General features: G+C 44.8%; 11 protein-coding genes. 1 reads left to right on the forward strand and 10 read right to left on the reverse strand.

Annotation, left to right across the window (positions count from 1 at the left end; genetic code table 11):
• Positions 1-12 precede the first annotated feature (12 nt).
• Genes FGT79_RS09950 through FGT79_RS09990 form a run of 9 tightly spaced genes read right to left on the reverse strand, consistent with a single transcriptional unit; the run spans position 13 to position 10,413 of the window.
• Positions 13-1,596 (reverse strand): lipopolysaccharide biosynthesis protein, encoded by a 1,584-nt coding sequence (locus FGT79_RS09950; RefSeq protein ID WP_138752504.1) that lies wholly within the window; start codon positions 1,594-1,596, stop codon positions 13-15.
• Between the two features lie 9 nt (positions 1,597-1,605).
• Entirely contained in the window at positions 1,606-2,166 is a 561-nt protein-coding gene (locus FGT79_RS09955) for an acyltransferase (protein WP_138752505.1), read from the reverse strand.
• 4 nt (positions 2,167-2,170) lie between these two features.
• Positions 2,171-3,355 (reverse strand): glycoside hydrolase family 88 protein, encoded by a 1,185-nt coding sequence (locus FGT79_RS09960; RefSeq protein WP_138752506.1) that lies wholly within the window; start codon positions 3,353-3,355, stop codon positions 2,171-2,173.
• 23 nt (positions 3,356-3,378) lie between these two features.
• Positions 3,379-4,566 (reverse strand): glycosyltransferase, encoded by a 1,188-nt coding sequence (locus FGT79_RS09965; RefSeq protein WP_138752507.1) that lies wholly within the window; start codon positions 4,564-4,566, stop codon positions 3,379-3,381.
• Between the two features lie 11 nt (positions 4,567-4,577).
• A complete protein-coding gene (locus tag FGT79_RS09970; protein WP_138752508.1) occupies positions 4,578-5,771 on the reverse strand; it encodes a glycosyltransferase in 1,194 nt (397 codons plus the stop codon).
• Positions 5,772-5,778: 7 nt separating this feature from the next.
• Positions 5,779-6,936 carry a polysaccharide pyruvyl transferase family protein gene (locus FGT79_RS09975; RefSeq protein WP_138752509.1) on the reverse strand — a complete coding sequence of 386 codons (1,158 nt, stop codon included), beginning with the start codon at positions 6,934-6,936 and terminating at the stop codon, positions 5,779-5,781.
• Between the two features lie 19 nt (positions 6,937-6,955).
• Positions 6,956-7,984, reverse strand: coding sequence for a glycosyltransferase (locus tag FGT79_RS09980; RefSeq protein ID WP_138752510.1), 1,029 nt, complete (start codon positions 7,982-7,984; stop codon positions 6,956-6,958).
• Positions 7,968-9,197 (reverse strand): glycosyltransferase, encoded by a 1,230-nt coding sequence (locus FGT79_RS09985; protein ID WP_138752511.1) that lies wholly within the window; start codon positions 9,195-9,197, stop codon positions 7,968-7,970. Before FGT79_RS09985 ends, FGT79_RS09980 begins: the two co-directional genes overlap by 17 nt.
• A 13-nt stretch (positions 9,198-9,210) precedes the next feature.
• Positions 9,211-10,413 carry a nucleotidyltransferase domain-containing protein gene (locus tag FGT79_RS09990; protein ID WP_138752512.1) on the reverse strand — a complete coding sequence of 401 codons (1,203 nt, stop codon included), beginning with the start codon at positions 10,411-10,413 and terminating at the stop codon, positions 9,211-9,213.
• Between the two features lie 209 nt (positions 10,414-10,622).
• On the opposite strand from FGT79_RS09990, the gene FGT79_RS09995 reads away from it, so the two are divergent.
• On the forward strand, positions 10,623-11,279 hold the full coding sequence (locus tag FGT79_RS09995; protein ID WP_138752513.1) for an acetyltransferase: 657 nt from the start codon (positions 10,623-10,625) through the stop codon (positions 11,277-11,279).
• Positions 11,280-11,287: 8 nt separating this feature from the next.
• Here the strand turns inward: FGT79_RS09995 and FGT79_RS10000 are convergent, their stop codons facing one another.
• Positions 11,288-12,469, reverse strand: a complete 1,182-nt coding sequence (locus tag FGT79_RS10000) for an aminotransferase class I/II-fold pyridoxal phosphate-dependent enzyme (RefSeq protein ID WP_281285918.1) — start codon at positions 12,467-12,469, stop codon at positions 11,288-11,290.
• Between the last annotated feature and the right edge of the window lie 60 nt (positions 12,470-12,529).

Consider the following 12,529-nt stretch of genomic DNA (forward strand, 5'->3'; position numbering starts at 1 on the left):
GTCAGCAAAAGGTTACTTATCTCCGCCAACTTCCAAGCTAGGACGGCTATGTTCCTGCTTTTTCAGTCGCGGATTTCGCAGCAACGGTATTTTATTTAATAATCCGACCCCTATCATCTGCAAGTAGCGGAACTGCTCCGTCTTGTAAAATACGGCTACATAAACGAAATTAACAAGGACCACGCATACGAATCCTTTGCCAACAAGTCCTAATAGAGTGGAGGATGGAAAAAGCTCGCAGATGAAGCCCGCTACTAAACATACCGATACCCCTAACAACGTATACAATAGATAACTTCTATAATAGTGCATGACGGGCTGCTGAAAGACGTTGCGATAAACAAGCCTGGGTGTGTACCAGAACGGTACAGCTAGCGCACTGACTATGTTTCCTATGAACACACCTAGAATACCAAGATAATGAACCAGAATCAGTGAAACCGTTAAATTGACGGCTGCCTGTACAATCGGAGCGTAACGATCCTCATGAAATATACCTGCGGTCGATTTCACGGCACTGAGCGAATTCCGCATGCCTCTCTCGTAGAACATCACCACCAGCACTAACAATATCGCATTGCTCATCGCAAACTCCTGTCCTAGCCATAACGTGATAAGCGGCTCGACCAACAAATAAAGACCAATGGATAAGAGCGAATACAACCAAAAATTAAGCAAATAGGTTACCTTGAATATGCGGTATACCGCATCCGAGCTTTCCTTCGCGATTAAATTGCCTAAACTATGGTACATATTGGCGAATACCTGATTGAGTAGAGTCCGGCAAATATCGATAAGCATTTTGTAATTCGAATAAAGCCCTACGGCCGTAATGCTGACGAACGTAGAGATGAGAATGCTGTCTACACCAAAAATAAAATAATTGCCTACGTTTTGCAAAATGATCGCTTTCATATTTTTGATAAAATTAGCTTTCGTCTCCGGATCAAGCTTTGCTTCTACCTTCTCCTTGAGGAAAGGATACATCTTGTTTACTAGAATAACGACAATGGCGGATGTAATAATCGAGAAGACACTTTCAACAGCCAAATAAAGGAGATAGTTTTCTGTGTACAATAATATCGCGATTCGCAAACCAGTGGATAGAATAGAAGAGATGGAAAAGATCGAGGTGACGATATAGTTTTTCTGATTTACGTTCAGGAAGGAGTGTTTATAGACAAATAAATAGGGAGCTGCCGTATTGATAAGAAACAACAAATAAATGATCGACAGGTTCTCGACACTTGTGTCCTTAATAATAAGATCAAGAAACGGCATAACACCGAGGCCCAGCAGCATAACGAGTCCTGCGATAACAAGGTAAGCCTTCTTGTACAAATCCATAAGCGCTAAGATTTTGGGTCTATTGTTCTCAGCGACAGGCTTATACAAATTATAAATAATACTGGACCCGATTCCAGCCTCCGCAAGCGAGAGCATAGCCAGGATACTAGTGAATAGGCCGTTAACGCCTAAGTATTCAATGCCTAAGCTGTTAATGAACACCGTTCTTGATACAAAGCTTAATATCGTTATGACGAGCTGACTGCCAAGACCGGCAGAAATGTTCAGTAATGAGCTCTTTACCCTCATGTGAATCTCCTATCTGACGAAGCCGTTTGTAACTAGCAGTTCCTTGTACATCCGTTCCTTTTCTTCCTTAGTCATACTTCCTTTTAACGTGAAGCGCTCGTCATATTGGGGCTGCTCGTCAAACGCCTTTCTGACTTTTTGCTTGTAAGCTTCCATATTCATCATTTCTTTGGCTGGGCTTCCCCCATACACGCAGCCTGCCGGAACTGGTTTCGTAACGATGCTTCCAGCTGCAATGATCGATCCTTTGCCAATGGATACGCCTGGCATAATGATTGCTCTAGCACCAATAAATACATCGTCCTCAATCGTGACAGTTCCGATTCTAGTGTAGCCCATTGCTCTTTTACTGCTCGCATCATGCGCCAAAATGTAGGCTTGTGGAGCAATTGTCACATTATTGCCGATCGATATGAGCCAGCAATGGGAGTAGTCAAACGTTACACCCGGCTGTATGGAACAGTTCTGACCGATTTTCATACCCAGCTTCACATAATCCTCCATCCATATTTCCTCTAGCAGCCACTTCCTTATCCGCGCTCTCCCGAATGCGATGATCTTTGCAAGCATACGCTTAACCTCCCATTGCACTTGAACGAAAATTGGCAATTCGGATGCAGAAGCCTTGCGTGAACGGCAAAATGTTGAACAACATGGAATACACACCTATATCTTTCGTATCGCCTTGTGAGAAATCAACGGCACCGCTTCTTCTCGTGACTTTCATTAAGTAATGAATCGCCCGCTCTGAACCCTCCAAGCACTCCTCTGACAGCTCTGGCAGCTGTGAAGACTGCAGTAAAAACCATGCTAACGTAGCTGTAGTCGAAGAGTCTGCTCGCGTCTCTTTCCGTGTAACCGTCCAGTTCCAGTTCCCATCTGGACGCTGAAAGGCTAGAATCGCCCGAGCAAATTTCAGCACAAATTGATTCAATCTCGGTTTGAATTCATGCTCATCAGGCAATTCACACCAAGCATCGCTTAAACCAATTGCGAGCCAGCCAAGTCCTCTCCCCCAGCCGTACAAGCCAAGCGGCATAGCATTATCGGTGTGATAAGCATGACTTGGAATGAAATGCTCCTCGAGCATGCCAAACTTCTCATATTGCTCCAATTGCTTAACGGCCAGCTTTACACATTCCGGCTTGTTGTATCTCATGCCATACCTCACCAGAAACGGACACACAAAACCAATCGTATCGACGTACCTGTATTTATTCATAAACTTACGATACTGCACGGTTCCGTCTTCACCAATATGCGATTGAATGAGCTGCCATGTGCTGTCGAAAGCAGGCTTAAATCGATCGATATCCACATGCTCCAGCTTCAATACGCCGTAAGCGAGAATGGCACAATCAATATAATCCGGCTTCACTTTCCACTCGCCATTGCTATCGAACTTCGCTTTAAGAAATTGCTCGATGCTCATATCCATCTCTTTGCCTGCACCATTCTTCATACACTCCGACAGCCCCAGCAATAATGAGGCTTCCTGCCAATGCTGAATCGCACTTTTCGAATAATTGCCTTTGATCATATCGATTGCAACTAATCTTACATTGTCCGTCACTTTAATCTTTGGCGTATGATTAAGCCAATTCACGCCGATTTGTGTAATGGATTGATTCCATTCCTGCTTGCTTCGATATCTTCCAATATAAATTCTGCTTACCCAGTCCCAGCTCATCGGCACAATATCAATCAGCACGATAAGGATAACCATTCCGATAAATATAGCAGCTAAAATTTCTAGCATCTTATTCGCTCCCTCGCCAATCGTTATATAATGGCATACAATTTCTCGATCTCCGACTCATTCCCGAGATTCTCAAGCGCTAATTGTTCCTTGAAATACAGCCTCATGCCTTCGTCATCAATCAGCTTCTTGATACCTTCAGTTAACGAACCCGCATTCATCTCAACGATAAGTCCATTTTGATTATGCGTAATTTGATCCTTCGCTGTGCTAAAATTAGTTACAATAATCGGCTTTTGCAGTATTTTCGCCTCATCGATTGCAATCGATTTCCCTTCAAATCGCGAGGGCTGGACGTAAAGATCCGCATTGTGGATATAGGGGTATGGGTTTTCCTTTAGACCAATCAAATGGAAATAGCGATGAATCCCGTATGCAGTAATTAGCTGCTCCAGCCTGTGCCGCTCTTCCCCTTCTCCAATGACATACCATTGAATGGTATAGCCTTGCTCAATCAAAGCTTTGCAAGCTTCAATTGCCATCTCAAAACCCTTTTGCGCAGTCAAGCGTCCAATGGAGACAATCGAAATAGCGGGATTTTCATTTATATCTACATCTGCTCTTTCTGCCGACATTTTATGAATGGTGGGAGGTGATACAATATTTTGAATGACCTTGATTTTCTGTTTGAATTGCGGGAAGCGTTGAAGCAGCACCTCTCCACATCCGTCAGACACCGTAACCAAATGGTCTAATTTTTTGAAATAGGGCAGATCCAGCCTTGGATCCATTTGCAGCTTGTCATAATCATTATGGATAAATCCGATTTTTTGATTAGCATTAACCTTTTCGATACAGAAGTAAACCGGGTTTTTCTCAAGAAAACCGATAGCCGCATCGTATTTTTGTTGAAGCTTCGGCAGCCCCTTGGACAAATATTTCCATACGCGCTGCTCTCTTCTTGCGGCATTCTTCTCAGAAGAGAAGATAAAGCCTGCAACGATTCGATTGATGGCCTGCATCACGTTGCCGCTTCTCAAGCATGCAAATACGGCCTTCCGAACCGACATATCATAATAGCGAAAGCCAATCGGTTCCTCTAGCAAATGAACGGCCTCGGGAAGCTTATCGAGAAAGATGCCTTCATGCTTGAATAAATAGAGATCAACGTCAAACCTGGAGAGGTCAATGGTCTGCAGCAAGGAAAGCAGAGACTTCTCTGCACCTCCGCAGTTCAAATTGTTCATGACGAACAATAGTTTTTTTTTCAACTCATCTCCGCCTATCCTATAATTTGATACAGCTTTTCAATCTCGTCTTCCGTACCGAGTGTAAGCTCTGCCAAATGCTGCGTAATCCGCAAGCGAAGCTCAGCATTCTGAATGAGGTCACTTATTCCTATTGCGATCGCCTCCGCGTTCGTCTCGACGATAAGCCCTTCGATGCCATGCTCCAGCTGATCCTTAGCTGTGCTGAAGTTCGTAATGACGATCGGTTTATGCAAAATTTTGGCCTCGTCAATTGCGATCGCTTTTCCTTCATATATAGAGGTTTGAGCATAGATGTCTGCTTGTTTGATATACGGGTAGGGGTTCGATTTCAATCCGAGGAGCTTTACGTGATGGGTGAGTCCGAGCGAAGCAATGAGCTCTGATAATACAGCCCTCTCCTCCCCTTCGCCAATAATGTTCCATTGAAATGGATAACCGCTGTCAAGCAGCCACTTTGCTGCTCTTATCGCATGTTCAAAACCTTTCTGTGGATGCAGTCTTCCAATCGACAGAATAACCATCTCATCCGCTTTCCGATCATAAACATCCTCAGAAACCCTATTAGCCAGCCCTCTTATAATCGTTGGAGATACAATATTGTAGATCACCTTTACCTTTTCACTCTGGTTAGGAAATCTTTGCTGCAAAATCTGGCGGCACTCCTCGGAAACGGTAACGATATAATTCAGCTTACGGAAATAGCTTTGGTCGAAATACGGATTCATGCCGAGCATGTCATAGTCATTGTGTACCCAGCCTATTTTCTTATCGGCTTGCACTTTCTCCGCACAGAAATAAATAGAGGATTTCTCAAGAAAAGCGATTGCGATATCATATTTTTTTTCTAGGACAGCGAAGGAATGCGCCATATACTTCCAGCTTTCTTGTTCCTTTACACTGGTGTTGCCAGCTATTCGATTCTTGTAGCTATACATCAATCTGCTAAAGGCCAATTTCGCATTTCTTCTCCACAATAAGCGCGATACAGCAGGAAACATCGGTTTTACAAATTGGCTATAATTGTCTGGCAATGGCAGTACCCGAACCTGCTCGGGCAGCAGTTCTAGAAATATGCCTTTAGGGCTGAACATAAACAAATCTACCTGGTACTGTTCGAAATCCATATGAGTAAGCAGGTTGATTAGGCTTCTTTCGGCACCTCCGGCTGAGAGGCTCGGAATAATGAACAATACGTTTTTTTTCATAGCTGCCTCATGCTAGACTGCGCAAATAGTCTACTGCTTTGTATGACATCTTCTTAATGCGGGGAATGGATAGCTTTAACTGCGTGATGATCGCTTCCTCATCACGAAGCATCTCGTCACACTTATCGATTAGGCGCTTGCTGTCTGATATTTCTTCAATACCGAGCACAAGCTTCTCTTCTCCGAATATATCTTTCGCGATTCCCTTTGACTTCACGCTGTAGCCAAGCACCATCGTTGGTACATAATTGGAATACGCCGCAATCGTTGCATGTGTTCGAGCACCTATAAAAAATCTCATTCTTGCAATGTAGCCTTTATATTGAACAGCCGTCAGATTATCTGGTAATAGGAGCACTCTACCTGTATGCTTATATTTCTCATAGTAGCCGCTCAGAACATCATAATCATTATTTCCGTTGATGATGACATGCGGTGTGAATGCGATAGCCATATCCGTTGTATCCAATAGATGCTGAATCAAGTCATCTACCGCAGCTTGTGATTGCTTATTGCGCTTCCACACCAGCGGGCTGAAGTTAAGGCCAATCGTATTGCCCTCCTGCCATCGTTCTGGAAGCGGCAGCTCCTCTTTCTCCATCGTAAACGCGGGGTCCGCGCACAGCTTCACATTGGTAAGTCCTTTACTTTGCAGCATCTGATAGGTAAGCGTTTCGCGGGATAGAATAAGATCAAATAACTTGAGATCCTCGAGCTTGCGCTCCGACATATCCTCTTCTCCGATGGAACAGCCCCACAGTACGAGCTTCTTTCCTTCCGCTTTCACCCGTCTGTCAACTTCATACCAGCCTGGCTGCTCCCCATAACAATAATTGTCTCCGCCAATCGACAGGCAAACGTCCATGTCTTTAATTTTTTTTATAATATTGTGATGGATTTTTCCTAAAGCATAAGACTCGTCTTGAAATAACTTGAACTTCATTGAAGATAATAACCAATCGTAAGAGTATTTTTTAATGGATACGTTTGAGCCATTGTAGACACCATCTAATTTCGGAATGATATGGTCGGTTTCTGGTTGTCTTGAAGCTAGGAACACCTGTGCACCTTCTATTTTTTCTTTGATGATAGATGTCGACGATCTAACGATTGCTTCACATCCACGGTTAAGACTGCCATCATGAGCAAACATCATTATTTTCACAGTATTACCCTCCACGATTTCAATTTCTATATCTGCTGTAAGCTGTCATGCAATAAAGACCCAGCCATGACCTTATGCCAATGAAATGAAGAAAAAGCTTTTCATACCGATTCCGCTCCGCCCTTATTTTCCCTTTATAAGTACGCAGTGCCATTCGGACCTCATCACAGGCGATCATGCGTTGTATGTATTTAATTTGTTCGTTGAAAGGGAAGTTTCTGGTCGGTTTCGAGTACATATGGATGTAAGCCATGACATTGTTCATTAATTTAATCGCTTTAAGCTCGCCAATCGTTTGTTCATCTAGCAATTGCTTGTAGCGATCAGGAGGGTCCGTGTAATACACTTCTATTGCCCTTTTGAAATAATCCATACGTACAATATCTCTTGTAGCGCTGCCTGGCGTTTCTCTATAGTGATAACCAGCATAATCAATATAGGTCATACTCTTTGCATAGCTGAACGCGATCATATTAAACAAGCCGTCTTCTCCGAGAGCCAGCTGCTTGGAGAAAGTAATTTCATTGGTCTGAATGAGCGATCTGAGATAGAGTTTATTCCAGACGGCATTCAAATCATCTTTCTCCAAAAACCTAGGTATGACTTGAGCTTGAATAAAAGCTTCATCTAAGCGCTTATCCACAGGGTAACTGTATTTCACCATCACATATTGCCCTTCAATCACGGTTCCGAAATTAGATACCATAATTTCACTGCCATCCCTGTCTGCAGCTGTATAAAGCCGCTCGAACATATCCGCTTCAACATAGTCATCCGCGTCTACGAATCCGATGTATGCTCCTGAAGCTACCTTCAGCCCTGCATTTCTCGCAGCGCTAACCCCTTGATTCATCTGCTCGACGAGGATAATTCTAGTATCTTGCTGTCCGTATTTCTGAATAATAGAGACGCTGTTATCCGCCGATCCGTCATTAATAAATATAAATTCGCATGCTTGAATGGTTTGGTTAAGAAGCGATTCTATACACTCAGCAAGATAAGCTTCCGCATTGTATACCGGTATAATGACGCTAACCTTTATCGTCAATTTCGGTGACCCCCTCCGCTTCCAGCAGCATATACAGCTTCTCAAGCTCGCCGCTGTTGCTGTAATCCGAGCTGCTGCAATAATCGGCAAGCTGTGCTCTCAGTTCATGGTCGTTGTATAATCTCTCGATCCCATCGGCTATGCCCGCTACTGACAGCTCTGCAATATAGCCATCTTTCAGATGCTCAATCTGACTTGCAGCCGTTGCATAGTTCGTAATGACAATCGGCTTCCCTAATATTTGGGCTTCTGTCACGGTAACCGCCTTGCCTTCGTACCTGGAAGGCTGTACGTACAAGTCGCACTGGCTCATGAACGGATAGGGATTGATTTGTTTCCCCAGTAGAATGAACCGATCTTCCAGCTCATATTCCTCTATTAAGGCTCGAAGCATCGCTTCATCGCCGCCGTAGCCAACGATATACCACACGAGATTATCATAGCCTTTATCAATCAGTAGCTTGAATGCTCTGATCGCGTCATCAAATCCCTTCGCATGACAAAGCCTGCCTACCGATAGCAGCTTAAACCGCGAATCATGAACCAGTGGATTGCCTTCAACAGGCTGAATAGAGAGGCTTTGAATAGGAATCGGCGCTACGATATTCTCAATAACGAACACCTTCACACGAAGTGATTCATAGCGTTCAAGAAAGGAGTTTCTACACGCCTCAGAAACCGCAATAATGTAATCAAATTTATCCCATATTTCCAAATCCAGCTGATGGTTCGCTGCTATCGTTGAATAATCGGTATGAATCCAAGCGACTTTACGATTCGCAGTTACCTTATTGGCAACAAAATCATGCGGCCACAAATAACTGATCGCGACGTCATAATCGCTTTTGAGCGGCGGCAGAAACGGCATCGCATACTTCCAGACCATTTGCATTTGAACATAGCCGATATCTTCGATTCGGTTCATTCTGCGATAAAGCCCGGCATGTGCTTTTGCCATGATACGGGCAATGCCGATGGGAAGCTGTTTATCCTTCAGTGTTTCTGCTATTGATTTTCTAAACGAAGTGTATTGCGGAATTTCACTTAACAGGTTTGCTCGATCAGTCAAAAGGCTCATGAAATCGCCCTTATGCCGGTACAACATCAGATCAACGTTAAACGCCGTATAGTTAAACTGATCGAGCATGCCTGCTAAGCTTCGCTCAACGCCGCCGACTTCCATATCGTAAGACGCTATGAGTACATTTTTCATACTTGACTCCTAGTCACATATAAGTTTCGTTATCCTTATTCGTATGGCGGAGCTTTCTCCAGCCCCAAATAAATGGACGAAGCGGGAAATAAAGAAAATGCAGCGGTTTCGGTAGCGGAAGTGTCCTTGCATCTTCCGGATACGGATACAAAAAGCTGGCTAGAAATACGAGCTTCTGCCTCACAGTAAGCAGTCCGAATAAATATTTACGATGGTAACGATCAACATCCTCCGGTATAGGCGGGCTATGCAAATTAATCATTCGGTGCACATAGAACATCGCATCCTCAGCCGACCATTCTGCTCTTCTATCATTTATCAATGGCTTCATCTCCTCGCGCAGCGGAACGGTGAACAGCCTGGCTAGCAATAACAAGGCCTGCCCCCCGATATGTGAGAGCTGATGCTTGCGAAGAAGCTGATTAAGCTTAGGCCAATCTACTTTCTGCTCCAGCAGCTGCTTAATATCGAGCAGCCAGCGAAGCCTCGACCAGCCATGACGCGCTCCATGGGATACAAGAAACAGGAATAGATCCTCTCTGCCTAAGTAATAAATAGGGCGCGAAATCAACGAGCTCTGTCTTCTTCGTTCCCATAGATCGTCAAATTTTGGTTCCTTGGCAGGTGCAGGATTCAGCCTCCAATGAACCTCTACCTTGATCTTTTTGTCTGGATGCATGAAGGAGGTATGATGATGCCGCCATTTCCAATCATTCAATACCGACACGATATAATCGTCCTTCACATACCCGCACGAGAGAAGAAGTGCTTCTGTTCTTTCCAGATCAACAATAGGAACGAGCAGATCCAAATCGCATGAGGTTCGAAGCGACACGTCGCCGTATAAGTCTGCAGCGATAACAGGCCCCTTCAGGAATAACGAGCGTATGCCATTGTCCGAGAACAATTTGGCAAGCTGCTCCATCTCACCGCTCAAAGTGAGCATCTGAAGCGTATTCCGATAATAATCTCTCTGGAACAATTGGGAGACAAATACCGGAATGCCACTCGTCTTCAGCTTCTGCAGCTTATGATTAAGGGATGGGAATACTCTATGATGTCTGGCGAGCTCAATGAATCGATCCCAATCTGCATGACGAAGCAGCTCCTGCAAATCAAATGTAATTTCAGCCTTATGGTCCATTGAAAGAATCGAGAGCATCAGTCTCAATTCATCAGACAAATCTTCTTTATGGAGAGTGACATCGTTATTCATGAATTTCTCCTTCATACTAATTAGCCAATAACGAACAAAATATGTATTTTGTTCTATAAAGAGAACACCAATACAGATTAACACCTTCCCTAATATCTGTCAATCTACATTCCTTATGGCTTACATTATTCTTTTAGATAAACGACACTGGTTCTGCTAGAATAGGAGAAACGAGTAAATCGCTTAATGGATAAGGAGCGTTCAAGCCTATGCAGAACATAATCATATTCGGTGCCGGCGGCCATGCCAAAGCTGTCATTGATACGGTTGAGAAAACCGGTCTGTACCAGATCGTTGGTATACTCGACGGGTATAAACCAGTCGGTTCTAAGTTCTACGGCTATGAGATACTGGGTGATGAGAGCTGGCTGACAAGCAGCAAGTCACTTGTATACAGCGGTATCGTCGCCATCGGCGATAATTGGACGCGAGCATCCGTCGTTGCAAAAATCAAGGACATCATGCCGAGCTTCACCTTCATAACAGCCATTCATCCTACTGCTTCGGTAGCTAGAGGAGCGCAAATTGGCAGCGGAACGGTCCTTATGGCGGGCTGTATCGTCGGCAGCGATGCACGTATTAGCGACCATTGCGTCATGTACGCGATGTCTGTCATTGAGCATGATTCACAACTAGGTCATTATGTTACACTGGCCCCAAAAGCATGTACAGGAGGGAACGTCATTATCTGCGATTATACGGTCGTGTCGATCGGTGCAGCCATTATTCACGGCAAAACCATTGGCGAGCATGCAGTAATCGGCGCCGGTTCAACTGTCCTATCCCATATAGATGCCTTCTCGGTAGCTTACGGTACGCCAGCTAAGGTCATTCGCACCAGAGTGCAAGGCGAACGCTATCTATAGGAGGCTACTTATGCGGATTGTATGCTTTTCCCGGTTGCCTTCGTTAATACATCCTTCACACAATCGACGACTCTTACTTGATCGATGCTAGTCATACTTGAGCCTGAAGGCAGGCAGATGCCGGTTTCGAACAGCTGCTCGCAGACCGCTATATTGCCGGCATGCGAATAGAACTTTGTTCCGGCGAACAACGGCTGCAAGTGCAGCGGCTTCCATAACGGACGAGCTTCGATGTTGGCAGCCGCCATGCATTCCAGCAGTTCTGTTATCGTCGTGTTCGTCACACTCTGATCTATGACTAGCGTCGTCAACCAGCGATTGGAGCGCGTATAGTGAAGCTCAGGCATAAAGCTTATGCCCTGTACAGCCGATAATGCTTGCTCATAGTTCTCATATACGGCTCTTCTGGCCGCAACCCTCTCATCCAACACCTCTAGCTGAGCCCTTCCAACACCTGCCAATATGTTGCTCATCCTATAGTTGAACCCCATGCTGCTATGCTGATAATGCGCTGCAGCATCTCTAGCCTGCGTAGCCAGAAAACGTGCTTTATGAAGTAGCTCAACATCATCGGAAACAAGCATCCCTCCGCCCGACGTCGTTATAATTTTGTTACCATTAAAGGAATAAATGCCGAACTTGCCGAATGTGCCGCTCTGTTTCCCTCTGTAGGTAGATCCAAGTGATTCTGCCGCATCCTCAATTAAAGGCACTTCATATTGCTCGCACAGAGCAGCCAGCTCATCCATCTTCGAAACTTGGCCGTACAAATGGACGACTATGACCGCTTTCGGCAATGTGCCCCCACGATCCGCATCCTCAAGAGCCCGCTTGAGTGCAGAGGGCGACATATTCCAGGTTTCCGGCTCTGAATCAATAAATATGGGCTCCGCTCCGCAGTAACGAATCGGATTCGCGGTTGCAACAAATGTAAAGCTGGGGCACAATACCGTATCTCCCACACCAACGCCAAGAAGCTGCAAGGACAGATGAATCGCAGCCGTGCCTGAGCTGACTGCCACTGCGTCAGCAGATCCCGTATATGCCGCTAGCTGCTTCTCAAAGGCATCAATATTGGGCCCTAAGGGAGCAATCCAATTCGTCTCGAATGCCTCATTAATATAGCCCTGTTCCCTGCCGCTCATATGAGGAGGGGATAAATAGATTCGTTTCATTTCATTTGTGGGCATGTCTCCACACATCCTTATCCACTAAAATAAGCCATCCCTCAAGCTATGCTGCTGCTTGAT

Source organism: Paenibacillus sinopodophylli (assembly GCF_005930355.1).
Lineage (GTDB): Bacteria > Bacillota > Bacilli > Paenibacillales > Paenibacillaceae > Pristimantibacillus > Pristimantibacillus sinopodophylli.

What these genes read in the sequence shown, in the direction of transcription:
- FGT79_RS09990 (WP_138752512.1), bottom strand. Translation starts at nt 10,413, where the DNA reads ATGAATAACGATGTCACTCTCCATAAAGAAGATTTGTCTGATGAATTG.
- FGT79_RS09960 (WP_138752506.1), bottom strand. Translation starts at nt 3,355, where the DNA reads ATGCTAGAAATTTTAGCTGCTATATTTATCGGAATGGTTATCCTTATC.
- FGT79_RS09995 (WP_138752513.1), top strand. Translation starts at nt 10,623, where the DNA reads ATGCAGAACATAATCATATTCGGTGCCGGCGGCCATGCCAAAGCTGTC.
- FGT79_RS10000 (WP_281285918.1), bottom strand. Translation starts at nt 12,469, where the DNA reads ATGCCCACAAATGAAATGAAACGAATCTATTTATCCCCTCCTCATATG.
- FGT79_RS09950 (WP_138752504.1), bottom strand. Translation starts at nt 1,596, where the DNA reads ATGAGGGTAAAGAGCTCATTACTGAACATTTCTGCCGGTCTTGGCAGT.
- FGT79_RS09985 (WP_138752511.1), bottom strand. Translation starts at nt 9,197, where the DNA reads ATGAAAAATGTACTCATAGCGTCTTACGATATGGAAGTCGGCGGCGTT.
- FGT79_RS09955 (WP_138752505.1), bottom strand. Translation starts at nt 2,166, where the DNA reads ATGCTTGCAAAGATCATCGCATTCGGGAGAGCGCGGATAAGGAAGTGG.
- FGT79_RS09970 (WP_138752508.1), bottom strand. Translation starts at nt 5,771, where the DNA reads ATGAAAAAAAACGTATTGTTCATTATTCCGAGCCTCTCAGCCGGAGGT.